Annotated in this window: 27 protein-coding genes, 1 tRNA gene and 1 pseudogene; 17 read left to right on the forward strand and 12 right to left on the reverse strand. The window is 32.3% G+C overall.

The window, feature by feature from the left end; translation table 11 throughout:
* The 5 genes from AACL19_RS06275 to AACL19_RS06295 are packed head-to-tail and all read right to left on the reverse strand — an operon-like array spanning nucleotide 1 to nucleotide 4,207.
* A complete protein-coding gene (locus AACL19_RS06275) occupies nucleotides 1-1,158 on the reverse strand; it encodes a hypothetical protein (protein WP_339045628.1) in 1,158 nt (385 codons plus the stop codon).
* A gap of 36 nt (nucleotides 1,159-1,194) precedes the next feature.
* Nucleotides 1,195-2,079 carry a bifunctional methylenetetrahydrofolate dehydrogenase/methenyltetrahydrofolate cyclohydrolase FolD gene (gene folD / locus AACL19_RS06280; protein ID WP_339045629.1) on the reverse strand — a complete coding sequence of 295 codons (885 nt, stop codon included), beginning with the start codon at nucleotides 2,077-2,079 and terminating at the stop codon, nucleotides 1,195-1,197.
* Between the two features lie 6 nt (nucleotides 2,080-2,085).
* The gene (locus AACL19_RS06285; protein WP_339045630.1) at nucleotides 2,086-2,649 is read right to left on the reverse strand and encodes a UbiX family flavin prenyltransferase; all 564 of its coding nucleotides are present in this window, start codon (nucleotides 2,647-2,649) and stop codon (nucleotides 2,086-2,088) included.
* A complete protein-coding gene (locus tag AACL19_RS06290) occupies nucleotides 2,642-2,905 on the reverse strand; it encodes a DUF2312 domain-containing protein (protein WP_339045631.1) in 264 nt (87 codons plus the stop codon). The genes AACL19_RS06285 and AACL19_RS06290 overlap by 8 nt, the downstream gene beginning before the upstream one ends.
* Nucleotides 2,906-2,920: 15 nt before the next feature.
* The gene (locus AACL19_RS06295) at nucleotides 2,921-4,207 is read right to left on the reverse strand and encodes an HlyC/CorC family transporter (RefSeq protein WP_339045632.1); all 1,287 of its coding nucleotides are present in this window, start codon (nucleotides 4,205-4,207) and stop codon (nucleotides 2,921-2,923) included.
* A 143-nt stretch (nucleotides 4,208-4,350) separates the two neighbouring features.
* On the opposite strand from AACL19_RS06295, the gene AACL19_RS06300 reads away from it, so the two are divergent.
* Genes AACL19_RS06300 through plsY form a run of 4 tightly spaced genes read left to right on the forward strand, consistent with a single transcriptional unit; the run spans nucleotide 4,351 to nucleotide 7,958 of the window.
* A complete protein-coding gene (locus AACL19_RS06300) occupies nucleotides 4,351-4,602 on the forward strand; it encodes a YggT family protein (protein WP_339045633.1) in 252 nt (83 codons plus the stop codon).
* A 13-nt stretch (nucleotides 4,603-4,615) separates the two neighbouring features.
* Nucleotides 4,616-6,712, forward strand: coding sequence for an FtsK/SpoIIIE family DNA translocase (locus AACL19_RS06305; RefSeq protein WP_339045634.1), 2,097 nt, complete (start codon nucleotides 4,616-4,618; stop codon nucleotides 6,710-6,712).
* Nucleotides 6,713-6,762: 50 nt separating this feature from the next.
* Complete coding sequence (locus AACL19_RS06310; protein WP_339045635.1) at nucleotides 6,763-7,377, forward strand: hypothetical protein; 615 nt, start codon at nucleotides 6,763-6,765, stop codon at nucleotides 7,375-7,377.
* A gap of 8 nt (nucleotides 7,378-7,385) precedes the next feature.
* A complete protein-coding gene (gene plsY, locus AACL19_RS06315) occupies nucleotides 7,386-7,958 on the forward strand; it encodes a glycerol-3-phosphate 1-O-acyltransferase PlsY (RefSeq protein ID WP_339045636.1) in 573 nt (190 codons plus the stop codon).
* Here the strand turns inward: plsY and AACL19_RS06320 are convergent.
* Nucleotides 7,951-8,712, reverse strand: a complete 762-nt coding sequence (locus AACL19_RS06320; protein WP_339045637.1) for a DsbA family protein — start codon at nucleotides 8,710-8,712, stop codon at nucleotides 7,951-7,953. The two genes, plsY and AACL19_RS06320, sit on opposite strands and share 8 nt — an antisense overlap.
* Nucleotides 8,713-8,815: 103 nt before the next feature.
* Between AACL19_RS06320 and AACL19_RS06325 the strand changes: the two genes are divergently transcribed.
* Genes AACL19_RS06325 through AACL19_RS06335 form a run of 3 tightly spaced genes read left to right on the forward strand, consistent with a single transcriptional unit; the run spans nucleotide 8,816 to nucleotide 11,494 of the window.
* Complete coding sequence (locus AACL19_RS06325) at nucleotides 8,816-9,694, forward strand: hypothetical protein (RefSeq protein WP_339045638.1); 879 nt, start codon at nucleotides 8,816-8,818, stop codon at nucleotides 9,692-9,694.
* 58 nt (nucleotides 9,695-9,752) lie between these two features.
* Entirely contained in the window at nucleotides 9,753-10,856 is a 1,104-nt protein-coding gene (locus AACL19_RS06330) for an AI-2E family transporter (protein ID WP_339045639.1), read from the forward strand.
* Nucleotides 10,847-11,494 carry an HdaA/DnaA family protein gene (locus AACL19_RS06335; protein WP_339045640.1) on the forward strand — a complete coding sequence of 216 codons (648 nt, stop codon included), beginning with the start codon at nucleotides 10,847-10,849 and terminating at the stop codon, nucleotides 11,492-11,494. The genes AACL19_RS06330 and AACL19_RS06335 overlap by 10 nt, the downstream gene beginning before the upstream one ends.
* Here the strand turns inward: AACL19_RS06335 and AACL19_RS06340 are convergent.
* The 4 genes and pseudogenes from AACL19_RS06340 to surE form a co-directional block, all read right to left on the reverse strand.
* The gene (locus AACL19_RS06340) at nucleotides 11,460-12,047 is read right to left on the reverse strand and encodes an HK97 family phage prohead protease (RefSeq protein WP_339045641.1); all 588 of its coding nucleotides are present in this window, start codon (nucleotides 12,045-12,047) and stop codon (nucleotides 11,460-11,462) included. The two genes, AACL19_RS06335 and AACL19_RS06340, sit on opposite strands and share 35 nt — an antisense overlap.
* A gap of 28 nt (nucleotides 12,048-12,075) precedes the next feature.
* A pseudogene (locus tag AACL19_RS06345) lies at nucleotides 12,076-13,283 on the reverse strand (phage portal protein).
* 88 nt (nucleotides 13,284-13,371) lie between these two features.
* Entirely contained in the window at nucleotides 13,372-14,205 is an 834-nt protein-coding gene (locus AACL19_RS06350) for a hypothetical protein (protein ID WP_339045642.1), read from the reverse strand.
* Nucleotides 14,206-14,364: 159 nt separating this feature from the next.
* Nucleotides 14,365-15,129 carry a 5'/3'-nucleotidase SurE gene (gene surE, locus AACL19_RS06355; RefSeq protein ID WP_339045643.1) on the reverse strand — a complete coding sequence of 255 codons (765 nt, stop codon included), beginning with the start codon at nucleotides 15,127-15,129 and terminating at the stop codon, nucleotides 14,365-14,367.
* Nucleotides 15,130-15,203: 74 nt separating this feature from the next.
* On the opposite strand from surE, the gene ubiE reads away from it, so the two are divergent.
* The 10 genes from ubiE (at nucleotide 15,204) to AACL19_RS06405 (ending at nucleotide 23,785) form a co-directional block, all read left to right on the forward strand.
* On the forward strand, nucleotides 15,204-15,914 hold the full coding sequence (gene ubiE / locus AACL19_RS06360) for a bifunctional demethylmenaquinone methyltransferase/2-methoxy-6-polyprenyl-1,4-benzoquinol methylase UbiE (protein WP_339045644.1): 711 nt from the start codon (nucleotides 15,204-15,206) through the stop codon (nucleotides 15,912-15,914).
* A gap of 102 nt (nucleotides 15,915-16,016) precedes the next feature.
* Nucleotides 16,017-16,604: an NADH-quinone oxidoreductase subunit J gene (locus AACL19_RS06365; protein WP_339045645.1), complete on the forward strand. Its 588-nt coding sequence runs from the start codon at nucleotides 16,017-16,019 to the stop codon at nucleotides 16,602-16,604.
* Nucleotides 16,592-16,903: an NADH-quinone oxidoreductase subunit NuoK gene (nuoK, locus tag AACL19_RS06370; protein WP_339045646.1), complete on the forward strand. Its 312-nt coding sequence runs from the start codon at nucleotides 16,592-16,594 to the stop codon at nucleotides 16,901-16,903. The genes AACL19_RS06365 and nuoK overlap by 13 nt, the downstream gene beginning before the upstream one ends.
* Nucleotides 16,900-18,756 carry an NADH-quinone oxidoreductase subunit L gene (gene nuoL, locus AACL19_RS06375; protein ID WP_339045647.1) on the forward strand — a complete coding sequence of 619 codons (1,857 nt, stop codon included), beginning with the start codon at nucleotides 16,900-16,902 and terminating at the stop codon, nucleotides 18,754-18,756. The genes nuoK and nuoL overlap by 4 nt, the downstream gene beginning before the upstream one ends.
* Before the next feature lie 19 nt (nucleotides 18,757-18,775).
* Nucleotides 18,776-20,194, forward strand: a complete 1,419-nt coding sequence (locus tag AACL19_RS06380) for an NADH-quinone oxidoreductase subunit M (protein WP_339045648.1) — start codon at nucleotides 18,776-18,778, stop codon at nucleotides 20,192-20,194.
* Complete coding sequence (locus AACL19_RS06385; protein WP_339045649.1) at nucleotides 20,194-21,597, forward strand: NADH-quinone oxidoreductase subunit N; 1,404 nt, start codon at nucleotides 20,194-20,196, stop codon at nucleotides 21,595-21,597. The genes AACL19_RS06380 and AACL19_RS06385 overlap by 1 nt, the downstream gene beginning before the upstream one ends.
* A complete protein-coding gene (locus tag AACL19_RS06390; RefSeq protein ID WP_339045650.1) occupies nucleotides 21,594-22,301 on the forward strand; it encodes a biotin--[acetyl-CoA-carboxylase] ligase in 708 nt (235 codons plus the stop codon). The genes AACL19_RS06385 and AACL19_RS06390 overlap by 4 nt, the downstream gene beginning before the upstream one ends.
* A gap of 152 nt (nucleotides 22,302-22,453) precedes the next feature.
* Nucleotides 22,454-22,855 (forward strand): cytochrome c maturation protein CcmE, encoded by a 402-nt coding sequence (ccmE, locus tag AACL19_RS06395; protein WP_339045651.1) that lies wholly within the window; start codon nucleotides 22,454-22,456, stop codon nucleotides 22,853-22,855.
* Between the two features lie 105 nt (nucleotides 22,856-22,960).
* On the forward strand, nucleotides 22,961-23,263 hold the full coding sequence (locus tag AACL19_RS06400; RefSeq protein WP_339045652.1) for a hypothetical protein: 303 nt from the start codon (nucleotides 22,961-22,963) through the stop codon (nucleotides 23,261-23,263).
* Nucleotides 23,264-23,710: 447 nt separating this feature from the next.
* A tRNA-Pro gene (locus AACL19_RS06405) sits at nucleotides 23,711-23,785 on the forward strand.
* 7 nt (nucleotides 23,786-23,792) lie between these two features.
* Here AACL19_RS06405 and xth read toward each other — a convergent pair.
* Nucleotides 23,793-24,572, reverse strand: coding sequence for an exodeoxyribonuclease III (gene xth / locus AACL19_RS06410; protein WP_339045653.1), 780 nt, complete (start codon nucleotides 24,570-24,572; stop codon nucleotides 23,793-23,795).
* Complete coding sequence (gene elbB, locus AACL19_RS06415) at nucleotides 24,566-25,225, reverse strand: isoprenoid biosynthesis glyoxalase ElbB (protein WP_339045654.1); 660 nt, start codon at nucleotides 25,223-25,225, stop codon at nucleotides 24,566-24,568. Before elbB ends, xth begins: the two co-directional genes overlap by 7 nt.
* Nucleotides 25,226-25,247: the final 22 nt, after the last annotated feature.

A 25,247-nucleotide genomic window follows, 5' to 3' on the forward strand; every position in this document is an offset into this window, starting at 1 on the left:
TTAAATCATTTTCTTTCTGCTTATTATAGGAGATATCCGCACGCTAGAATTATCAATATCAATAAGTGATATTTTATCCTTATTTATTTTCTGATAAGACTTGCTTTGTTTAAAGTCCTTAAGCTTAAAATTTTTATTTAATTCTTTTTCTTCTAGATATTTGTATGCTGTACTAATGAAACCCCATAACAGTTCCTTATACGAATACGATTCCTGTTCATTACTTAAAAGTCTATTAGAACCGAGGCAATCTATATTACTAATATCCATTTCAAATTCATCTATGTTATGAATATCGCAGTCATGACTATTCTTATAGTCTTTATATCTTAAGGTAACTAACACTTTTAAATTATCTGTAGAATCCTTATTATTAACTTGGCTTTTTAGCCCATATAGAGACTGAACTTTTTCTGATATCATTTCATCTCCTATTTTATTTACAACCAAAACAGGAGTTTTTGTTGATTTTATAATTTCATTTGGCTTATAATTAAAATCAAACCACTTTGCTAACATAGCAATAAAACTTCCAAACAAATATTGAATTTCTGCTTGAACTGAACTGTAAGAATTATTGTGTATCAAAGTAAAATGAATGTTTGCCTCTTCAAGCTTATGTAGAACCTCTGCAGCAATCCCACCACCTAATGAATTTCCCATAAGTATAATATCATCTGGATGTACACCTTTCTTAAGTAAATCTGTAACCATTGCCACTCCTGCTTTGATTGGATCTTTACCTTTTGTACAAAAACTAACTATTGGTGTAACAGTTGAATAATGTGACATAACAATAGCTGCAATTATAGCTGGCACTAGAAATGCTATAAATACTGGTACTTTTAGTGCTATAGGCATTTGAGATGCAATTATAGAATAACCTATCAAACCTAGTGCCGAGGCAACAATTGTAGTAATTAGTGCCCTCTTTAATTTAAATTTTATATTACAAAAGTGCTCAGGGTAATCATTTTCTGAATAATGATAATTAAACATGTAGATATCAATATTCTGGCCTTCCCAATCTTCCCAACGTTGCTGTTCAGATTCATCATCTCTTATACAATCACCTAACCCAAAAAAGTAAACTAGATGCTTTTTATTTTTCTCACTATCATAATTTTCTGAAGTGATAGTTTTTGTTACAATCTCCATTAAAAGGGTCTAAAAGTTAATAGATTTATTATAATATTAAATTAATAAAAAGTCAAAATCTACACTGCTTTGCAAGCAAGCAGCAAAAACAGTATTGATCATTAAAAAGGCTATTGTCATAGGACCGACTCCTCCCGGTACTGGGGTTATAGCTCTGCTTACCTCTTTTACCTTAAGAAAATCAACATCACCAACAAATCTATTTTCTTCAGGTATAAAGTTCATACCAACATCTATAACAATTGCATTACGTTTAATCCAATCTTGTTTTACTAGCCTAGGTTTGCCAACTGCAGAAACAATTATATCAGCCCGAGTGCAGTGCATAGCTAAATTCTCACTACGTGAGTGTAAAATACTAACAGTACAGTTTTCCCTAAGCAGTAGGTGAAACATTGGCTTGCCAACAATATTTGATCTGCCAATTACAATTGCATTCTTACCAGAGAGATTTGCTTCAATTGACTTGATTAAATGCATACACCCTCGAGGAGTGCAAGGGATTAAGCAATCTTTTTGCCCAGTAACCAATTTACCAACATTTTCATTATGAAAACCATCAACATCTTTTTTAGAGTCTATAGTATTAATAATGAGGTTTGAATCAATATGACCTGGAACTGGTAATTGTACTAAAATACCGCTGACCTTCTCATCGCAATTTAACTCTTTTATTTTGTCAATTAACTCCCCTTCTGATATCGAATTAGGCAGAAATATAGTTTCAGATTCAATTCCTATAAGTTCTGCTCTTTTTTGTTTGTTACGAACATACAAGTGACTAGCAGAGTCGTCACCAACTAATATCACTTTTAGGCAAGGGTATACGTTATAATCTTCTTTGAGTTGCTTAATTTTTATAGTTAGTTTTGCACACAAATCATTTGCAATTGACTTACCATCTATAATCTCACTTACCATCTTAGCTTATAGCCCCTGCCATTCGTTGTATAATGAATGTTTAATATCAAATAAGTCGAGTATTTTTCCGACTGAATGATTAACTATATCATCAATTGACTTAGGAAGAGCGTAAAACGCTGGCACAGGAGGAGCAATTATAGCCCCCATCTCCACTAAAGATACCATATTACGCAAATGACCTAGATGCAGTGGAGATTCACGGGCCATCAGAACCAACCTACGTTTCTCTTTGATTGCAACATCTGCAGCTCGAGATAATAAATTAGAAGTAATACAAGATGCAATTTCAGACATAGTATTGACAGAACATGGAGCTATAACCATTCCTATTGTTTTAAAAGAACCGCTAGCAATCTTTGCCCCCACTTCATCTATAGAGTAGGCCTTACTAGCTAATAAACTTAAATCCTCAAACTTTAAAGATGTTTCATGAGCTAAAGTTAACTTTGCTGAGTTACTCACCACTAAGTGAGTTTCATAATCGGTTTCTTTTAACACCTCTAAAAGGCGTATACCATAAATTATTCCTGATGCACCACTTATGCCAATTACAATTCTTTTATTCACAATTATCTTTCATTCCAAGAGCACGTTGATAGGTATCAAGTAGCATTTCTTGCTCTTCTCTATCATCATTTTCCATCTTTCTCAGTTTTATAACTTCCTTCATAATTTTTGGATCAAATCCTTTATCTGCTGCTTCTGCATACACATCACGAATATGATCTTGCATTCCTTTTTTTTCTAACTCAAGTTTTTCGATTCTTTCTATATATGATTTAAGCTCTTCAGGAACTACATTAATTGTATCTGCTATTTCCATTTAATACCTTTTAAATTACTTAGAACTACTATTAGTAGTATCATTTTTAATACAAACTTCAATAGTAGTAATAATATTTTTCTCCTTCTTTAGGATTCTAAAAGTAAAACCATGCATGTCAAATTCTTCTGCTTCTTCGGGTATACGCTCTGCATCATTAATTATTATTCCTGCAAGAGTTGATGCATCTTCCTCAGGTAAGTTCCAGCGCAGCTGCCTATTGATATCTCTTACAGGTACTTCCCCACCTATATGATAAACCATATCTGACACTTTTTTTATTAAATTATCTGTTACTACGTCATGCTCATCAGATATATCACCAACTATCTCCTCCAGTATATCTTCAAGCGTTACTATCCCTTGTAAAGAACCGTACTCATCAATCACAAGAGCAAGATGCCTTTTATTTTTACGAAAATTATGAAGTTGAGTACTAAGAGGAGTAGTATCAGGTACAAACCAAGGTTTGAGCATTATTTTTGTAATATCAACCTTTTCAATATTATTATTCTCCTTGCGCAGAGAATTGATTAAATCTTTTACATGCAAAATTCCAACTATATTATCAGGATTATTTTTCCACAGAGGTATCCTGCTGTGACTACTCGTTAACATTTCTTTTATTAATTGCTCTTTATCTTGATCTATATTTAGTGCAAATAAATTTTTTCTATGAGTCATTACTTGAGATATATCAGTTTCTGCTAAATCTAATATACTACTTAGCATGTCTATATCTTCCTTAAGCATAGTTCCTTTACTATCATGCCAAAATATTATATTGCGTATTGCATCAGCTGCAGAGATAACCTCCTTATTTTTATCTAACCTGAATAACCTTAAAATAAAGTTTACAATAAATTGAACAGCTATTGCAAAAGGAGATAGAGTCTTGATGAGAAAGTTAATAATATAAGATGAAAGTAGAGCAACTCTCTCGGGATTTTGTATGGCATAAGTCTTTGGCAATACTTCGCAAAACAAAAGTATGCATACAGTAATAAGAGCTGTTGATAATAAAATACCTTCATTACCAAAAAATCTCATAAAAATTGCAGTTGAAAGCGCAGAGGAAGAGATATTGACAACAGTATTCCCTAGCAATATCGTGCCTAAAACTATCTTTTTTCTACTTAGCAAGCGTTCTATTATTTCAGCTTTTTTATTACCCTCTAATTTTAACTTATGAATACGGGACTGGCTAACTGAAGTTAATGCCGTTTCTGCACCAGAGAGAAAGAAAGACGCAAATAGCAAAAAAAGCACCCCTACTGAAGAATAAACTAATAACCAATCCATTAAATGCACTTAACTTTTAGTAACTAATATATTCACTAAAAATTGCATTTCAAGTTCAAGTTTTGACTTGTTTTATATTAATTGCTACTATGCATGAGGATTAAAATGATTGATTTATGCACCCTATACCATACTTAATTAATATGCTACTTGATACCTACAGCTTTATTTTATTTTCCTGGTTAATTTTAAGCTGGCTCATTGGGTTTAATATTGTTAATCAATATAATCAAGTAGTATATAGTATGATCTCTACTTTGAATAAAGTCGTATCTCCACCGCTTAATTTTATCAGAAGGTATATACCTTCATTTTATGGAATTGATATTGCTCCATTTTTACTGCTGATATTAATCCACTTTGTTAAATATACTATATACTACTATGCAAAGTAAGTTACTTGCATGTATGAAGCCAGTTATATCTTTTGCTTTTGCAACTTTTCTTTTTTTATCAATTTTGGGCTATCACAACACTGATTTTTCGTTTAATACAGCAACAAATAAGAAAGTACAAAACATTGCTGGTGTTTTTGGTTCATATACTGCAGATGTGTTTATCCAATTTTTGGGCTTAGGTAGTATAACAATACCACTTGCTATCATTTTATTTATTTTCTATACAAAAAAAAATAGAGTACATACCACACTTAATATTTTATTATTTACACTTAGTCTCTGCGCCACACTTTCAAAGTTATCTTTAACTGTAATTAATAGGTATAAGTACGGTGGAATAATCGGTAATGCATTTGCCATTTATCCTTACTATGCTTTGGTAGGAGCAATTCTAATCAGTATTGTTGGTATAGTTGGCTGGCAGCATGTAGTAAAGTTTATAGCTTTTTTGCATCACCACATCTGCAAAAATTATAAATCTTATAACAATAATATAAAGAGTGTAGAACTAAAGCCCATAAAAATAGAAGCAGAACCAATAAAACAATTAAAAAATGATCTCGTAACAGATAAATTATACATTAATAAACTAAATTTTGATGACAAATTTAACAGCAGGCCAAAAAGTGAATTTATCTTTCCAGATACAAATTTACTATCCAGATCAGAGCGACAAATCAACAAGAAGCTAGATGAATCTGAAGATAAACAAACGTTATCCCTTTTAGAGCAGGTACTTAGTGATTTTGGCGTACAAGGACAAATTATAAACGTTCGCTATGGTCCTGTTGTTACTCTATATGAACTTGAACCACAAGCTGGAACAAAGTCATCAAGAGTAATTGGTCTTGCAGAAGATATAGCTAGATCAATGAGTGCGCTATCTGCTCGAATTTCTATTATTCCTGGTCGTAATGCAATGGGGATAGAATTGCCAAATAAAAATAGAGAAATAGTTTTGTTACGTGATCTGCTGGAAACTGATGAATACAAAAATTCAGAGCTAAAATTGCCTATAACACTTGGAAAAAGTATTAACGGTGAACCAGTCATTGCGGATCTCACAAAAATGCCACATCTTTTAGTTGCCGGAACAACAGGTTCTGGGAAATCAGTTGCAATAAACACTATGATTTTATCATTGATATATAGGTTAAGCCCAGACCAATGCAAGATGATAATGATAGATCCTAAAATGCTGGAATTATCTATATATGATGCAATACCACATCTTATATCTCCAGTTGTAACAGAACCTAAAAAAGCTATTGTTGCCTTAAAATGGGTTGTAAAGGAAATGGAGTCTCGTTATAAAATGATGTCTTATGCTGGAGTGAGAAATATTATTGGCTACAATGAAAAGATTACAGAGGCCTTAAGTAGAGAGCAAAAACTTGAATACAATATTCAAGTTGGTTTTCATCCAGATACCAGCGAGCCTTTGTTTGAAAAGACACCGGTAAGAATGGAAGTTTTTCCTTATATAATTGTTATTGTCGATGAAATGGCAGATCTTATGCTCGTTGCCGGCAAAGAAATAGAATCCTCCATTCAACGGTTAGCTCAAATGGCACGTGCTGCAGGCATTCATATTATTATGGCAACTCAGCGTCCATCAGTAGATGTAATTACAGGTGTAATCAAAGCCAACTTCCCTACCAGAATTAGCTTTGCCGTAACTTCAAGAATTGATAGTCGCACAATCTTAGGTGAACAGGGAGCAGAACAGCTACTGGGAATGGGAGATATGCTTTATATGTCAGGTGGCAGTAAAATTAAACGTATACACGGCCCTTTTGTCAGCGATAAAGAAGTACAAGATATAGTTGATCACTTAAAGGCTCAAGGCAAACCAGAATATATGGACGAAATCACCAAAGATGACGAAAATCCTTCATCAGTGGATGAGGATGATAGTGAAAGTGACAAGCTATATAGACAAGCAGTATCCGTAGTACTAGAAGATAAAAAAGCTTCAACTAGCTATATACAACGTCAGCTTAGAATAGGTTACAATAGAGCTGCAAATATTATTGAACGCATGGAAAAGGAGGGGATAATTAGTCCTCCAAATCACTCCGGAAAAAGATTTTTAATTAAACATTAACAAAAACTTTGATATAGTCTAAAATTAATTTTAAGTGTGGGGGTATGATTATGAATGATAAAAAATTACTTTTAGGCTTTGCTGCTATGGTTTTTCTTTTGACAACTTTATCTGGAATATCTAGCTTTATGCTTTCGGCTTTATGTGCAATTATGGCAATATTAGTTGCTATAGCTGCAATTGCAGCTATAAAAGCAGCAGTAGTAGCAGCAAAAACAGCTATAACAGGAAATTTAAGTATAAAAGAAGAAAATAGAAAAATAGCAGTAGCAGGAAGAATTGCTGCTTTAGGAGTAGCTGTTATGGGTATAGCTACAGCAGCACTTGCCGTATTTACAGCAACAAGCATAGGTACAGCTGGGATATTTGCCATTCCTATGGTAACTGCTTTATATTTATATAATTATAAAAAAGAGGAAGCTGTAGTTGAAAAGGAAACTATAGTGGAAAGTAAAAATAATGAAACTGTAGAAGGTAATAAAACATCAGAGTCTGCAGAAGTAGGCATAAAGGAAGTATGTTGCCAGCTAATATCTAGCGCTCTAACTGATGTTAATGATAATTTGCTATATGGGTTAGGTGATGGTATAGGTAACTGTGCACACAGCCTATATAATAAGACGCAACCAATTTTTGCGCGAGTACCAAATAGAGCACAAGCATGAATTTTAAAATGGTAATATTTTTGATATCTTACCTGATAGGCTCAATACCGTTTGGTTTAATCCTCACCAAAATGAATGGGATAGATGTAAAGAAAGTAGGTTCAGGTAATATCGGTGCAACGAATGTACTAAGAACAGGCTCAAAAAAAATGGCAATTGCAACTTTATTTTTAGATAGCCTTAAAGGGTTTATTGCAGTGTATGCAACGCAAAATATTTGTAATGATCATACTTCTTTAGCTGCAATTGCAGTTATTTTAGGGCATATGTTTCCAGTATGGCTAGAATTTAAAGGTGGAAAAGGTATTGCAACAACAATAGGGGTATTGCTAGCAATAAACTTATATGTTAGCACAATATTCATTTGCACATGGGCTATAGTTTTTATAACTTCCCGCTACTCTTCACTTTCTTCACTGATTGCTGTTTTAGTTTCAACAATGGCATCACTTTTCTACTTTAAAAATGCATTAGTAGCGTTAATTGTAGCCACACCGCTAATAATAATACGACACCATGAAAATATAATTAGGCTGATGAAAAGAGAGGAACATAAATTTTGTGCAAAGAAAGTTAATTAGCTAGCTCATTAATTTTCTTATATAATACATCATAACCTACTGCACCAGAAAACAAACTATCACCTATTATTGTAACTGGGATTCCATTTATACCTAAATCATTTGCTAATTTCCTGCTTTTTCCAATCATGACATCAATTTTATCAGCATTTTTGTTTAGGGAATTATCAAAATCGTGATTATCAATTCCTATACTTTTCACTATCTCATAAATAGCATCATCAGTAAGAGGATCATTATAACTTAAAGCAGCATCATAAAAGTCTAAATATTTACTACTATCAATAAAATGTACCGCTAAAGCAGCTCTTGTTGCTCTTAGTGAATTATCGCCAAGTATTGGTAAATCTCTAAATACATATTTTACCGTTCCACCAGCAATAAGCTGCTTTACGTCATCTTTCATCTTTTTACAGTATCCACATGCATAATCAAAAAACTCAACTACTACTATCCTGCTGTCTTTACTCCCTACAGTGGGGTAGGAAAAATCTAGCAGCTCATTTTTATAAACTTTTATCTGTTCTTTTACTTCACTACTTCTTGCTTCATTATTTTTCTTTTCATTATCTATTTGCCAACGGATTATAGAATCTAAAATCTTACTTGGATTATCACTGATATAATCATCTACTATCTTCTCAACTGATTCTTTATCAAGTGATTTTTTATTTTGCGTAAAAAATCGATCACTTACTATTGGCAAGCTTGCAACACCTACTATTATTCCTAATAAAAGTAATATTCTTAACATAACTATTATTTGTAGTTAAGTTGATAATATAACAGTAAAAATATAAAATTCAAATATTGTTTTGCACCTAAATCGCTATTCTAGTTAAGATATATACGAAGTATTGCTAAAAAAATTAACCAATGATATAACTATAGACATGAGCACCTTAAACTATTTAAAGTACCCAAGTGGAAAATTATATGGCTTATTAAAATATCGGCTAGGTCTTGTTATCTATTTTACTTATGTAGCTACTCTTATCATTAGGATAGCGTCGCAATTTAATAAAAATGGAGAAAAGCAAAGTGTCATCATTGCTAACATTTCTTTGGCATTACTAATATCATCAATATCTATGATGGTATCAATAATTAGTTTATATCACTTATGGAAAGATAAAGGATATAAAAAAGATACAAGAAAAGTTAGAATAACAGGTCATTCAATTGCACTTATAAATAGCATTACTACCGTAGTGCAGATCATAAGCTTAACTAGTATATTTGGCATTTCTTCAAAAGAGGGTAGTAATGTTAGTCTAAATACCATATTTAGCTTTATTGGAACACTAATGAGTATACTTATATTTTTCCCTATTGCTGTATACTGCAGGCATTATGATTACAAATCCAGCAAAACTTTGAAGGAACAGACAAAACATAAAGAAGAACGGAAAAAATACGAAAAAGAGCAAAAAAAACATAAAACGGTCATAATTATCTTATCTGCAATGCTTATGCTAGATTCAATTGCTATTGCAAATAAGATAATCAGTTTTTTAGAAAAAAAAGGTAGTTTCATAATAGAAAATACAACATTCAATTTAGGTGACGATATTACTTATTATTTCAATTTGAGCGCAACAATCGGAATTTTATGTGCAATAATAATGACGGGGTTGAGTACTTATCGTATGGTTATAGAACAAAATAGTGAACTAAGTGATGTAGATATTACTCAAGAGCTTGAGCAACAACCAGAAACTTCTTTTCCTGGTTAATATAACTATATCAATTTTAGTTTTATAGTTTAATATATATTTTTGTTTTAATAGCATAATGAGTAATAGATTAAACTATTACATTACTGGTTGTTCAGTAGCACTGCTACTTATTGCAACATTATATATTATACAGCCAATATTATCTCCGCTTGCAGTTGCAACAATTATAGCATATTTGCTTAACCCTTGCATAAATAAATTAGAAAAATATAAACTACCACGATCTTGCTCTGTATTGCTTGTATTATTCACTTTTCTAATATTATTTTTAACTCTTTTAGTCATAGTTGCTCCCATTGCATATATACAATTGATTTCACTATCTAGCTTCTTAATTAATAAAAAAATGCCATTTATTAAGGATCAAATCATGCCTGTGTTACTAAAAATATATGAGGACATGAATAGCTTTAGTGATGCAGTTAACATGATGAACAATCTGCCAGAGAATTTATTTGAGAGTCATACTATAATAACATTTCTTAGTTCGATATCTAAAATCATAAAAAGTTTGATAACAAGTGCTCTTAGTTCAAGCATTGATTTAATCAATACGTTAGTGCTCATATTCATTACCATTATTTTGTTATTCTATATGCTATATGACTGGCCTTTAATAATTACAAATATCAATAGTCTAATACCTATATCTTATCGTGATGTAGTAAAAAATTATTTCATTCAGATTGATTTGCTAATATCAGCATATCTTAGAGGCCAAGTTAGTGTTTGCCTGATAATGGCAATATTTTATTCAATTGGACTTAAGATAATAAATATAAATTACTGGCTACTGATTGGCCTTATTTCCGGTATTATGACTTTTATACCATACATTGGTTCTCTGTCATGCACAATGCTTGCATTACTCATTGCAATATCGCAGTTTGATAGTTTATTTATGTACCTTGCAGTTCTATCACTTTTTATAATTGGACAAGCAGTAGAAGGTATGGTAATCACCCCACTTCTGATAGGCAAAAAAGTGCAACTCCATCCTATCTGGATTATTATTGGCATGACAATTTGTGCCTCGCAGATTGGATTTTTAGGTATACTGTTTTCTATCCCTATTACTGCAATTTCTTGCGTTTTTGTAAAGGCTATTGTAAATAGCTATATCAATAGTGAATTTTATAATAAAAGCAAATGCAGTTAAGCCTTTTTGAACATCAAGAAAGCCATGCTCATGAAGACTATATAATTCTAACAGGAAATAAACATGCCTATGACTTTACAGTAAATGATAAAACGTGGAACTGTTTAATTTTATATGGTCCCTCTGGTTCAGGCAAAACTCATCTTGCTCATATCTGGCAGAAATTAAATAAAGCTATTTTTATTAACCTTAATGATTTTGTTGATGCTATAGGTTCTAGCAACGCTTTCATTTTAGAAGATATAGAAAAAATTCAAAACGAGGTACCGTTTCTACATTGCTATAATTATGCAAAAGAAAATGGTAAAAAGTTACTTTTAACTTCATCTCTAATGCCTAATGCCCTGGCCTTTAAGCTCAATGATTTAAAATCACGGATACTATCTACAATCAGTGTAGGTATCACATTGGAAAGTGAGGAATTGCTTAGGCTTTTGCTAATAAAACAATTAACAGATAGGCAGCTACAAGTTAGTCCCAAGATAATTGATTATATATTAACACAATCTGAACGTTCCTTTGAGAGAATAAAGCATATCGTTGACACAATTGATAAAAAATCAGTGTATAGATCTACTGGTATAACAATGCCTTTTGTGCGTTCTATATTAAACCTTGGTGATTCTCAAAATCTTTAATTTTAACTTGAGTATAGGAATTTTTAGAGTGACATTTTAATATTTTTTTTGCTTTCTCTATTGCATAAATTAAGTTAACTTCTTCCTTTGTCTTATCCTTAATGTTAATTACACGCGAATGTGAATTTGCTGGAAATGTAACTAAACTTACTTCCCACAAATCTACTTTATTTAAGGCTCTTACACCTGTTTTCTGATCAACGTCATACTGCAGAGGCACATAGCCAATTGACAAAGAATCAATTGTACCAGACTTTAGCATTACATATGCTTCTCTTGCTTTTTGTAGGTCCAGCAGCAGGTTTGCTACTATATAAAGACCAACTTTATTTTCGTTGATTTCTAAAATGTTGCCAATTGGCTCATCGTGTTGATGTTGCCACAATAACTTTATCCTGCCAGCTTTTTTCAATATAGTTTCTGTAAATGCTCCTGGTAATATTACATCATCTTGCTCATCAACAATATTGAATACACTTGCATAGCCAGAGAATATGCCGTTCTCCCCAATGCTCTTAAGTGATAATGCTGAACTGAAAAACTTCTTATTCATGTACTATTCTCCTCATCTAATAAAAATATTATTTATCTATAACGTCACCACCTGGTATTTTGGGTAAACCAAATGCCTCTCTCTTTTCATTAAGGGTCATAAAACTTGCATTTTTACATACTGCCAGAGTTTCTGTCTTTTCTCTATCAATATTTCTATTGCGTCTTTATCATATGATAAACAAAGATCATTACCAAATTTAGGTACCAACCATGAATTAAAGTGACCAATAATATTCTCAAGTGTTGGCAGTATTGTTTGCTCCCATAAGGATAAGCGGGCCTCAATTAGGTTACTATAGGTGTTATCCCCTGGAATTCCAAGTAGCTGCGGTGGTACCCCAAATGCTAGGGCAATATCACGAGCTGAGCTATTTTTGGATTTAATGAAATCCATATCTTTTGGTGATAAACTCATTTCCTTCCAATCTAACCCTCCTTCTAGCAGAATTGGTCTTCCTACATTTTTTGCACCAGTATAATATGACTCAATTTGTTCTTTAAGACGCATGTACTGTTCAGAATTTAAATGTCCACCACTTCCATCCTTTGCAGATTGCACAATTAATGCACCACTTGGTCTTGCACCATTTTGCAACATTGCCTGGTTCCAAGCTCCAGCTTGATTATGCTGATCTATACTATACGCTGCAGCTTCAATAGGTGAGAGCCCATACAAATCATTTAAGGGATTAAACGTTTTAAGATGCAATATATTTGAACGACTAGTTAATTTGTCTACTTTAAAGTTATAGCTGCTGCTCCCTGCTTTATACCGATAAATATATGGAATATTGCCTTTATCAGGTATTATCTCTACTCTATCTGGACGTAGTAGATACAATTCCTTGGGAACAGCATTTTTACTATTTTGTGATTCAATCATCAATATGTATGAATTGCCGCTAATTAATCTATAGGTAACAATACCTTCAATAAATTCTGATTTAGAAAGCGTAGGATTTGGGGTATTTAATAATTTAAGTAGAGGATGAGACTTAATCTGGGATTTTCCATCATTTGTTATGTGGTTTAAAATAAGTGGAATTGAAGCTACAGCAGTTGCAATCATATGTATTGCTCGAAAAGCAATTACGTTTTTAACATATCCCTCTTCAGCAAAACTAAAATAACTACGCCCGCTCCAGGAAGGTTCCGTGATTACTTGCAATGCAGAATGAAAGTGAGGAACTCTACTTTTTTTCTTTAGGATGTTAAGTATATTAAATTTTACCATATCAATTTCTAATAAATTACTTATTTAAAGCTTATTAATATGGCCAAATTAGCAAAAGCAGTTTTATTATATGTAACTGTAGTTAAGCTTAAAGCTGATTCTCATCACAAGTTTTTTCGCTTTCAAGGCTCATAAGCCCATATCCTGAAGAAAGCAATATTGATTGTGGCAACTTATTGTCATCATCTATCATCTTACAATCACGAGTGCTCCTTGTGGATATATAATGATAGCATCTTATAGTCATCTTGATGATATAATAGAACAAAATGCACAATGGTATTACGGATATGATTAAAGGTACCGTGTAGTTTGTTTTAATTGCACTTAGTGTATTAATAGAAGATGTATTGGTTGATTGAGAGTGGGAGTAGATTATACTACTTTTATGTGGCACAGTAAAACTACTATACGTCATATAGGAAACTTCAGAAATTGACTGCTTATAGATTGTTTTAGGCTTGCGTTGAGTAGTATTTTCTTTTGCTTTGCTTTCAATACTACGTTTTGTATCTAAGTATTTTTTCAATATAGTATCAAATGTATAATCATCACTTAAATATTTTCCTAACACCTCATAAAATATTTGAGAATATTTTTCATCATGTATATAATTTTTTACATACTTAATAACTCCATCCCTACTTTGACCTATTATATTTTTATACAACAAACCATTGTGATTATCTTGTTCCAAGGATGATCTTATAAAAGCAGCAGCATAATAACAGAAATTAATACTTTTCCCATCCTCCTTTGTGATAGTACTGGAAGGCAGAAGTTGATTGTTGTCTTGGTTTGTAAAAGAGAGAATTATTGTGGTAAGCTCTTCTTGATCACAATAATTAGTGTTAGTAGAAGGTGATGCAAACGTATTATCAACAAAGATATAGTATAATTGTTCTAATTCTTTTTTATTCATAATTATACCTAATATAATTTTATACTAATTATAGTATACAATAAAAAACAGTTGTCAAAAAAATTGATACTAAAATATATTATCGGTCATATTAGCTTCTTATTACAAGTAATGGATATTTATTTTATGATTAAATTAGCAAAAGCAGTTTTACTTCATCTATTTATGATTATACATTTGCGGTTTTTCAAATGCATTTTCAATAATTTTTAAGCTATCATAATCTGTAAAATCTAGCTTTAATGGGGTTATAGTAATAAAGCCTTTACTCACTATATCTACATCACCACTACCTATGAGTACACGATCTCCGCGTATAACATACGGACCATTGTCTCCCATGTTTTCTATATAATTTGAATCACTACTCATCCTATGCTGCCCTTGCTCGACAAATTTTACTCCCAATACTTTCCCTGCAGGAAAGTTAACGTTAATTACTATATTTTTGGACCAACCAGTAGCTACTAGTTTGCTTATAATATCAGGTGCAAAACTTTTTGCAGATTCCCATTTTATTTGAGAATGGTCACTGCTATACATTTGACTTAAAGCAATAGATGGAATTGATAATGTTGTACCTTCCATAGCAGCAGCGATAGTACCAGAATAACTAACGTCATTACCAACGTTTAATCCATGATTTATACCAGATAAAATTAGATCTGGTTTTTTGTTCATAATCTTATTAAGTGCAAGAATTACACACTCTGCAGGCGTACCACTTACACTATATTTTCTCTCTCCCAAACAATTAACTTGTATTGGCTTTCGTAAATTCAAAGAACGACTGCAGCCGCTCATGTCAACACTTGGAGCTACTATCCATATCTCTGAAACAAATTTTAGCTCAGATACTATCTCATATAATAAGGTTATCCCGGCACTGCCAAAACCATCATCATTTGTGAGTAAAACTTTCATACTGCTTAAATCTCTGCTATATTTTCCACAGGTGTTATATATTACTTTATAAATTACATTAAAAAACAATAAAGATGATAAGTAAGTCACACTTAGTTAAAAAGGTCTTCGACTCAGTTGCAGACCATTACAACATTATGAATGATGTGATGAGTTTTGGTCTCCATAGACTATGGAAGAAAAGGATGGTAAGCACCATGCACGTAAACCAAAACTGTAAGCTACTGGATGTTGCTGGCGGGACAGGTGACGTAGCACTACAAGTAATAGAAAAAGAGCCGACAACTAGCGTAACAGTGTGTGATATAAATTATAAAATGCTAAAGAATGGACGTGATAACGCAATAAACACAAATAAGCTTTCTCTGCAGTGGTGTTGCACTGATGCAGAGTATCTTCCATTTAATGACAACCAATTTGATTACTATACTATAGCGTTTGGCATACGTAATGTCTCAAATAGAAAAAAAGCTCTGCAAGAAGCGTATCGAACATTAAAGCCAGGTGGAAAATTCATCTGTTTAGAGTTTGCACCTATGTGTTATCAAAATAAAATATTTACTAAATTATATGATTTATATTCATTTAACATAATTCCTAAAATGGGAAAATTAATTGCCAAAGATGAGGAGTCATATAGATATTTAGTAGAGAGCATTAGACAATTCCCCACTCAACTACAGTTTAAAAATGAAATTGAAGAGGTGGGCTTTACCAATACAAGCTTTTGCAATATGAGCTACGGTATTGCAGTTCTTTATCTTGGCTACAAAACTTCTTTTTAAAATTAGAATTTAAAGCATGTATTTAAGTGACACAAACTGTTTAGTTATTGACTTGATACAATTAACTAACTTTAATAATAAAAGTTACTTTTAACTTTAAGGATGAATTTCTTTTTTTATTGCTTCTCCTTATTAGCTATAATATCAGCAATTTTTGTAGTATGTACAAAAAACCCCGTACATTCAGTGTTGTCGCTCATATCTGCATTTATTAGTTCAGCAGTGCTATTTATTTTACTTGGTGCTGAACTTGTTGCCATGGTTATGGTAATTGTCTATGTTGGCGCTGTGGCAGTTTTGTTTTTATTTGTTGTGATGATGCTTGACATAGATTATGTTAGGTTACGTCAAGGTTTTGTTAAGTATTCATTCATGGGGATTATGTGTTCATCTGCATTTCTTTTTAGTGCATGGTATACAATCAAAAAATCCAAAAGTTTAATTGCTCAAGTAACGCATAATAATGTTAGTAATGTGGCTGCAATTGGTAATGTGATATATACTGATTATATGTATGCTTTTCATTTGTCAGGAATATTGCTACTTGTTGCAATTGTTGGTGCAATTGCTCTCACACTGCGAAATAGAGAGGGAGTTCGCAAACAAAGTTCGAGTAAGCAACTTATGCAGTCCTCATCACTAAAAGTTGTTAAAGTTAAAACTAAAGAAGGTATAGAATGGAAGTCTTAACTTTGAATCATTTTCTCATTCTTGCAGCTATTCTTTTTACAATTGGAATATGTGGGATCTTTATTAACCGCAAAAGCATTATTAATATCTTACTATCAATTGAACTTATGCTCCTTGCAATCAATATCAATTTAGTTGCTTTTTCTGTTTATATGAATGACATAGCAGGGCAAGTATTTGTTATGTTTATTTTAACTGTTGCAGCAGCAGAATCAGCTGTGGGGCTTGCAATTTTAGTTGTACATTATAGAAATAGTGGCCATATAGACGTTGAAGATACTAGCTTAATGAAGAAATGATCAGCATAGAAACATTTGTCGTATTCCTACCTTTCATAGGAGCAGTGCTTTCCAGTTTGAAGAAGAATGCATTTTTTGGCCAAGTTATACCAACAACTTTGGTTGTAATCTCTAGCTTGTTGTCGTGGTATTTGTTTATCACTTTTTCTCAAAATAGTACTATAGGCCTTTTTTCATGGATTGCAGTTGGCAATTTAAGAGTAAACTGGGCATTAAATATAGATAGGCTTACAACTACGATGTTTATAGTGGTTACAACTGTCTCTACAGTAGTACATCTGTACTCTACAGGCTATATGGAACACGATAAAGGAAAGTCAAGGTTTTTTTCTTATCTTTCATTATTTACTTTCTTTATGCTAATACTCGTGACAAGTGGCAATTTCCTCCAGCTTTTTTGTGGTTGGGAAGGGGTAGGTTTATGCTCTTACTTGCTTATAGGTTTTTGGTTTGAGAAATACTCAGCTAACAAAGCAGCTATGAAAGCCTTTGTTATCAATAGAATAGGAGATTTTTGCCTACTTATTGGAATAATTTTAATATACTATACATTTGATTCACTTGATTTTATAGAAGTATTTGACAGAGCCTCTCTAGGAGGTTTTCCTATAGTAGGAGTGCTTGGTATTAAATTAAACACAATACATATAATATGCATGTTATTGTTTATTGGTTGCATAGGGAAATCTGCTCAAATTGGTCTGCATACATGGCTACCTGATGCAATGGAAGGACCAACACCAGTTTCCGCTTTAATCCATGCGGCAACTATGGTAACAGCTGGGGTATTTCTTGTTGCTAGATGTTCACCATTGTTTGAATTATCTCCTATAGCAAGAGAAATTATAATAATTACTGGCTCCATAACATGCTTTTTTGCAGCAACAGTTGCAATTGCTCAAAATGATATAAAGAAGATAATAGCTTATTCAACATGTAGTCAGCTAGGATATATGTTTATAGCTTGTGGCAGTTCTGCATACAATTTAGGCATCTTTCATCTTATGACACATGCGTTTTTTAAAGCTTTACTTTTCTTGTGTGCTGGTAACGTCATCCACTCAATGAATCATGAGCAAGATATCCGTAAAATGGGCGGATGCTACAAAAAAATACCTTTTACTTATGCACTTATGTGGATAGGGTCATTAGCACTTACAGGTATATTTCCATTTGCTGGATTTTACTCAAAAGATTTAATTATTGAAAACGCGTATAGCATCAGTAAATTTGCATTTGTAACTGGCATCTTGGTTGTTTTTCTCACATCGCTTTATTCATGGAGATTGGTGTTCTTAGTATTTCATGGTAAAGAGAAAAATAATAAAACTCACAAGCTACCAAAAATTATGCTCTTGCCTTTGCTCATACTTGCATTTGGCTCAATTTTTTCCGGAGTGTGGGGAGAAAACATTTTATCAATAACAGATGCTTCTTTTTGGCAAGGCAGCATATCGATAACAAGCAGTGAGCACAGTGTACCTATATACATAAAATTATTACCAATGTTGTTTAGCTTCTTGGGAATGTTACTTGCATATTTGCTCTACATAAGAAATTCATTTAAAAATATAAATAATAAATCTCTAGTGAATTTTTTATACAATAAATGGTATTTCGATGAAATATATGAGTATCTATTCGTAAGACCAGTAAGGTTTTTTGCCATAATTTTATGGAAGTTTTTTGATGTAAAAATTATAGATTCTTTGGGTATAGGCGGCATTGTTACACTAGCTAAATGTAGTTCAATAAATAGTTTAAAATTACAAACTGGTCGCATATTTGATTATGCTGTTATTATGGTTTTTGGTTTTATAGTTAGTATATTTTATATAATTTTTCGGGTTTAAATAGGCCGTGCTGTTTACAATGATGATCAGCCCTTTGTTTGGGGCGCTTTTACTACTCCTTACAAGATTTAATGACAAATCTTTATATGTGAAGTTGCTACCACTCTTTTTTTCTACAGTAACTTTCTTAATTAGCATTGCAGTTGCAGCTCAGTTTGATTATCAAATAGAGAATTTTCAGTTTGTTGAGCAACTAGGCAGCAATGTTTTACTTGGAATTGATGGCATTTCATTGCCTCTTATTTTGCTTACTACATTACTATTTCCTTTGTGCATTATATATAGCTTAAAGCTTAACCTTTCTTATACAAAAGCATATATGGCACTGTTTTTATTGCTTGAAAGCTTGGTGATTGGCTTCTTTATATCTCTTAATATGATAATGTTTTATATATTATTTGAAGCTGTTTTGGTGCCAATGTTTTTAATCATTGGAATATGGGGGAGTAAAAACAGGGTATATGCTGCATTTAAACTATTCCTCTATACATTTGCTGGTTCTTTATTGTTTTTAGTGGCTGTGGTATACATATACGTTACTTATTCCACAAGTAATATACAGGAGCTTATGAGCCTTTTACCTAAGGCTAGTTTTAACGTACAAAAGTGGCTCTGGCTTGCACTATTTATATCATTTGCTGTTAAGATTCCTATGTTTCCTTTTCATACATGGCTGCCTGATGCTCATGTACAAGCGCCAACTGCAGGATCTGTAATTTTAGCTGGCTTACTTATAAAAATGGGAGCATATGGATTTTTAAGATTCTCATTACCTATGTTGCCTAATGCAAGCTTATATTTTGCAAATTTTGTCATTATACTAAGCATAATAGCAACTATATATGCATCTTTGGTTGCGTTTGCACAAAAGGATATAAAAAAACTAATAGCATACTCCTCTATAGCACACATGGGATTTGTTACTGCTGGAATGTTTTCTTTTAATGAAGAAGGCATATCTGGTGCTATCTTTCAGATGATAAGTCATGGTATAATCTCTGCAGCACTATTTTTATGCGTTGGCATGCTCTACAGTAGAACCAATACTTTAAATATAACCAAATATGGCGGAGTAGCATCTATAATGCCTTTATTTTCTTTTATGTTCGTTTTATTCTCCATGGCAGCTATAGGTCTACCAACTACTTCCGGTTTTGTAAGTGAGTTTTTATGCATACTTGGGCTATTTAAAAGCATCAAATTTGCTGCAGCACTTATTGCAACTGCAACTATTCTTAGCGCAGTGTACATGCTTTATCTTTGCAAGGGTGTTATATGGGGTGTAAGTACATCTTCTCTACTGACAAAAGACATAAGTAAAGTTGAGCTTTTGGTTTTACTGCCTTTAGCTATTTTAACTTTACTTTTGGGAATCTATCCAACCTCTTTACTTATGTACTTAAAACCAGCTGTAAGTAAGTTATTAACTATAATTTAATGAATAATTTTCTATATATCATTCCAGAAATATTCCTCGCCCTATCATCAATGATACTGTTGCTCTTTGGTAAGATTCTAAACCGTAATACAGCTTACCTATCTGCATTTGCGTGCGCAGTAATTACAATAACTATTGCTGTTTTTACTTATAAAAGTGGTCAGATTCTCATCTTTAATTCTCTACTCAAATTAAACCTGTATACACACCTAACACAAATCTTAATTTTAATCTTAGGAGCAATTATTCTCCTAATGTTATTTTTCTCAAAGTACGATTATTCTTATGAATTTCCAGTAATAATCTTATTCTCTCTATTTAGTATGATCACGATCATTGGGGCAAATGACTTGATTTCATTTTATTTGGCGTTTGAACTGCAAAGCATCACTCTATATGTGCTCGCATGTTTTGAGAGAAAGTCGGTCTATTCATCTGAAGCTGGGGTGAAATACTTCACTCTTGGTGCTTTATCATCTTGTATAATGCTTTATGGAATGTCTTTAATTTATGGTTATACAGGAAAAACAAATTTCACTGATCTAACAGTATTTTTTAGCAATTATGAGACATTATCACTTGGAGCAGTTTTAGGAGCAATGTTAATCTTACTTAGCATATGCTTTAAAATATCCATTGCCCCCTTCCACTTATGGGCTCCTGATGTTTATCAAGGGTCGCCAACAATTGTCACAGCATTTTTTGCTATAGCTCCTAAAGCCACATTTGTAACTCTTTTAATTAGGCTTTTAAGTGAAGAATTTACTGGCATGATGCAGTATTGGCAAAACATTTTAATATTTGTAAGTATTTTATCAGTTGCAATATCTGCTTTTGGAGCTATGCAGCAGCAAAATTTAAAAAGACTCTTTGCTTATAGTGCAATAGGACATGCTGGGTACATGTTAATTGCAATTGCTATAGGTACATTAGAAAGTATAACCAGTGCATTTATATATTTGATAATATATCTGATTTCTAATATAGGGTTATTCTCATACCTGGTACAAATTGATGACGATAGTTGCAATATTGAGTGCTTAGCAGGACTTGGCAAAAAAGATCCTATAGTGGCATTTAACCTTTCTATACTTATGCTATCAATGGCTGGCATCCCTCCAATAGCTGGGTTTTTTAGCAAATTTTATGTATTATCGAGCTTAATTAAATTTGGTTTTATTAATCTATCTGTAGTTCTTATCATACTAAGTGTGGTTGCATGTTACTATTATTTGCGTGTTATAAAAGTAATATATTTTGATGAAGGCAAACACAAAAAAAATGCAGAAAATCGAGGATTACTAGTTCTTTCAACAATACCAGTTATAATTAACATCTCATTCTTTGCATATGCAGAAAAATTTAAGAAAATCATTGATTTATTAGTGCATTTACTAAAATGATCAGTGGTTATTGTCTATATCATTACAACGAGTTATCTAGCACTAATTTAGAAGCTACCCAAATGGCAAAAAAAGGTGCACTTGATGGTACAGTTGTATTTGCTGATATGCAATCCAGCGGTAGAGGCCGTCATGGTAAAGATTGGATTTCTCCTAAAGGAAATTTATATGCTAGTATAATAATTAGAGATAAAGCTGATGTAACTCAATTGACTCATTTTACATTTATTACAGCAGTGGCAGTAGGTAATACTCTTCTTGCTCTATCAGCTAATTTAGATTTAAAATATAAATGGCCTAATGATATACTGATCAATAATAAAAAAATAGCAGGGATATTACTGGAAACAGAAGCAAATACGAGTTGGCTAGTTATAGGGATAGGCATTAATATACTATCTTCCCCTGAATATGCAGTATCTTTAAGTCAAATTTGTAGCTTGAACATATCCAGCTTAACTCTGCTAAGAGAGCTAATTAGTAATTTTGAGAAAGTAAGGCAGAGGTGGCTACTGGAAGGGTTTTTGCCGATAAGAAAGATGTGGTTTGAGAGAGCCCATATGGTGGGTAGTTCAATTAATGTTAAAATAGGTAACCATCTATACAGTGGTGTGTTTTCTGATATAGATCAAGAAGGAAAAATAGTAATCTATACTAATGATAACACTCTAGTTTCTCTTGAATCAGGTGAAGTTTTTTATTAAAATTATTTAACTTAAAAGGTTAACTTGTATGCATGATTGGTATGTAATTGCAGCTTATTTAATAAGTTTTATTTTAATTAGCGGAGAAGTATTTTTTGTCTCATTCAAATACATGAAAAACAAAAAAATATTAGAGCATTTAAGAAAAAATAATGAAAAAAAAACATAAAAGGCTCCTATTAATCACAGTAATATTCTTTATACTAAATTTCGCGTTTTTCTTCATTTTAAGTAAACTCAAAGAAAATATTTCTTTTTTTTATACTGTAAGTGAAGCTATCTCTTTACCTACAGATAATAAAATAATTCGTATTGGGGGTATGGTAGTAGAAGGTAGTATTGATAAAGATAAAAATAACAGGGTTATTTTTAAAATAACAGATTTTAATAATGAAATAAAAGTTGAGTATAATGGTATTCTGCCAGCAATGTTTACTGAAGAAAACGGTGTTGTAGTAAAGGGAAGAATAACTCACAATAATATTTTTATTGCTGATGAACTGCTCGCAAAACATGATGAGAAGTATATGCCTAAGAAATATAAATTTAGTTAATATAAAATCAATACGTTCGTGATCTAATATAATTGTAATTTTTAGCTTTATTATTGATATTTACATAATCTTGACATATAATAATTAAAATTAGAGGTATATACTATGGACAAAGAAGTTGAAAAATTTACCCAGCAATACTTAGCTTCTTGCAAAGAGCATATTGAAAGGTTAGCAAATAATCCTGAGCTACTACAAAAAACTTTAGAGCCATTTATGAAAATTCAAGAGCAATATCTTTCAGGTAATAATTTGCCCCTTGAATCAGATGAAGAGGATAGTGATGAAGGACACAGTAGTGATCTCGATGAATTAAAGAATAAAGTTAAAAAATTAAATAGAGAAGCTGTTAGATTAGGATATAGGATAGCTTTGATGAAACCAAAATCAAATGAGGAAAATAAGTAACATTGGTAAAATATAGTTTATAAATTACTCAATGGTTTTTTAGCTAAAGAGCTATTTGTATTTAAAATAGCATTTAATTGATATTGGTTACTTTTTTGAAAGGTATTAAATTAAAAATCTAATGCCAGTCTTGAGCTGTAGAAGCCCTTATAAGAGAAATGTATATACTCGCTATCCGTTAGTGCATTTCTTTAACCATCCAAAAACTTCTACAGCTTAGGGGTAAGGAATCAGATTTATTGGTCCCTGTAATTTAATTGACTACACCCCTTTGATCAATAAAAGCTGGCAAGCACCTCATTTTATAATGTTAAATTAATAATGGTTTTTTGTATTTACATCTTTTATTTTCTCTCATTATTTCTTTTTCAGGTTACCTGTAAGTTCCTTAAATTTTAAAATAAACTCTTTGCATTTTTTTATCTTATTGATATTTTAATTTATAAGCGGGGCGTAGCGCAGTCTGGCTAGCGCACTTGGTTTGGGACCAAGGGGTCGGGAGTTCAAATCTCTCCGCCCCGACATTTTATCACTCCATCATACATATAACAGGAGCGTGATCAGAAGCATTATCTTTACCACGTAACTTATTATTGATATAGCACTTTTCCAATCTATCTGTAGCCTCTGGTGATAATAAAATATGATCTATTCTCATCCCTCTATTTTTTTGCCACGAACCACCTTGATAATTCCACCAACTAAACTGTTTGTTGTCAGGATTTGCTATTCTAAATGCATCGTTATACCCAAGATTACATAGAGCATAGAATTTCTCTCGCTCTTTTATACTAAAACAAACTTGATCATCCAGAGAATATAAGTCATGTACATCAATTGCATGCGGAGCAACATTGTAATCACCACCTATAATTGTGATTTCTTCTTTTTTAAAGAGATCATGCAGATGCTGATACAAAGCATCAAAAAAGCGCAATTTATACTTAAATGCTTCAGAATCGATGCTTTGACCATTGGGCACGTAAACATTTGCAACTCTTAGGTTAAAGCTATTATATTCAATCAAACATTCCAAATAACGAGCTTCTTCATTATCAATAATACTTGTTTTTAAGCTACCTTCAGCTACGTTATGTTTTGATAATATCGCAACACCATTTCTTGCTTTCTGTCCATGCACTATACATTTGTATCCTAGCTCTTCAATTTGCTCATAGGGGAACTGTTCATTTGTGCATTTGATCTCTTGCAGCAGCACGATATTAATCTCATCACTAACAATAAAATCACAGAGCTGATCAACTCTCTTACGTATTGAATTAACATTCCAAGTGGCAATTTTTAGCATTTTAGTACAGACTCTACCATACTTTCTATACCTAGGTATATTTGATACACATCACCATCTTGCATATATGCAGGGCAAGAAAATATTTTATGTTTACTGTCAGCAGCTGACTGATTAGCTGAGCATTTGATATGCTTACCACCGAGTTTTTCTATAAGGCCATCGCTATCATCACCTATCGTTACTTCTATATCATGAGCATGTCCTTTCAAAGCAGCTACAAGCACTGCTGGCGATATGCAAATTGCCCCTATAGGCTTTTTGGCTTTAAAAAACTCTAAAATTAAGTTTTGCAATTCTGGTAAAATACTGACATTTTCCTGACTCACAGCAAAATTAGATAGATTTTTTGCAGCTCCATATCCTCCTGGAATGACAAGCATATCAAAGTCTTGCACTTTTGCGTTTTTGAGATCTTCTATATCACCTCTAGCAATTCTTGCAGCTTCTAATAAGACATTTCTTTTCTCGCCTGCCATCACATCTTTTGTTATATGATTTATAACTTCCTTTTGTTCTATATCAGGAGCAAAGAATTTGACTTTTACCTTATGTTTTTCAAGAGCAAGTAAAGCAAGAACTGCTTCTCTGATTTCCGTACCATCCACATGGCCACAACCAGAGAGCACCATAGCTGCACTTTTTCCACTCATAATATTTCTCAATCTTTAATCA

This window comes from Candidatus Mesenet endosymbiont of Agriotes lineatus, from assembly GCF_964019585.1.
Taxonomy (GTDB): Bacteria; Pseudomonadota; Alphaproteobacteria; order Rickettsiales; family Anaplasmataceae; genus Mesenet.

Bases quoted from the DNA above. Each gene is read 5' to 3' on its own strand.
- AACL19_RS06330 (WP_339045639.1), top strand. From the start codon at position 9,753: ATGAGTAATAGATTAAACTATTACATTACTGGTTGTTCAGTAGCACTG.
- AACL19_RS06295 (WP_339045632.1), bottom strand. From the start codon at position 4,207: ATGGATTGGTTATTAGTTTATTCTTCAGTAGGGGTGCTTTTTTTGCTA.
- AACL19_RS06365 (WP_339045645.1), top strand. From the start codon at position 16,017: ATGAATTTCTTTTTTTATTGCTTCTCCTTATTAGCTATAATATCAGCA.
- AACL19_RS06300 (WP_339045633.1), top strand. From the start codon at position 4,351: ATGCTACTTGATACCTACAGCTTTATTTTATTTTCCTGGTTAATTTTA.
- ubiE (WP_339045644.1), top strand. From the start codon at position 15,204: ATGATAAGTAAGTCACACTTAGTTAAAAAGGTCTTCGACTCAGTTGCA.
- AACL19_RS06385 (WP_339045649.1), top strand. From the start codon at position 20,194: ATGAATAATTTTCTATATATCATTCCAGAAATATTCCTCGCCCTATCA.
- AACL19_RS06390 (WP_339045650.1), top strand. From the start codon at position 21,594: ATGATCAGTGGTTATTGTCTATATCATTACAACGAGTTATCTAGCACT.
- AACL19_RS06340 (WP_339045641.1), bottom strand. From the start codon at position 12,047: ATGAATAAGAAGTTTTTCAGTTCAGCATTATCACTTAAGAGCATTGGG.
- nuoK (WP_339045646.1), top strand. From the start codon at position 16,592: ATGGAAGTCTTAACTTTGAATCATTTTCTCATTCTTGCAGCTATTCTT.
- ccmE (WP_339045651.1), top strand. From the start codon at position 22,454: ATGAAAAAAAAACATAAAAGGCTCCTATTAATCACAGTAATATTCTTT.
- xth (WP_339045653.1), bottom strand. From the start codon at position 24,572: ATGCTAAAAATTGCCACTTGGAATGTTAATTCAATACGTAAGAGAGTT.
- surE (WP_339045643.1), bottom strand. From the start codon at position 15,129: ATGAAAGTTTTACTCACAAATGATGATGGTTTTGGCAGTGCCGGGATA.
- folD (WP_339045629.1), bottom strand. From the start codon at position 2,079: ATGGTAAGTGAGATTATAGATGGTAAGTCAATTGCAAATGATTTGTGT.
- AACL19_RS06290 (WP_339045631.1), bottom strand. From the start codon at position 2,905: ATGGAAATAGCAGATACAATTAATGTAGTTCCTGAAGAGCTTAAATCA.
- AACL19_RS06400 (WP_339045652.1), top strand. From the start codon at position 22,961: ATGGACAAAGAAGTTGAAAAATTTACCCAGCAATACTTAGCTTCTTGC.
- AACL19_RS06305 (WP_339045634.1), top strand. From the start codon at position 4,616: ATGAAGCCAGTTATATCTTTTGCTTTTGCAACTTTTCTTTTTTTATCA.
- AACL19_RS06335 (WP_339045640.1), top strand. From the start codon at position 10,847: ATGCAGTTAAGCCTTTTTGAACATCAAGAAAGCCATGCTCATGAAGAC.
- AACL19_RS06350 (WP_339045642.1), bottom strand. From the start codon at position 14,205: ATGAATAAAAAAGAATTAGAACAATTATACTATATCTTTGTTGATAAT.
- AACL19_RS06320 (WP_339045637.1), bottom strand. From the start codon at position 8,712: ATGTTAAGAATATTACTTTTATTAGGAATAATAGTAGGTGTTGCAAGC.
- nuoL (WP_339045647.1), top strand. From the start codon at position 16,900: ATGATCAGCATAGAAACATTTGTCGTATTCCTACCTTTCATAGGAGCA.
- elbB (WP_339045654.1), bottom strand. From the start codon at position 25,225: ATGAGTGGAAAAAGTGCAGCTATGGTGCTCTCTGGTTGTGGCCATGTG.
- AACL19_RS06310 (WP_339045635.1), top strand. From the start codon at position 6,763: ATGAATGATAAAAAATTACTTTTAGGCTTTGCTGCTATGGTTTTTCTT.
- plsY (WP_339045636.1), top strand. From the start codon at position 7,386: ATGGTAATATTTTTGATATCTTACCTGATAGGCTCAATACCGTTTGGT.
- AACL19_RS06275 (WP_339045628.1), bottom strand. From the start codon at position 1,158: ATGGAGATTGTAACAAAAACTATCACTTCAGAAAATTATGATAGTGAG.
- AACL19_RS06380 (WP_339045648.1), top strand. From the start codon at position 18,776: ATGATGATCAGCCCTTTGTTTGGGGCGCTTTTACTACTCCTTACAAGA.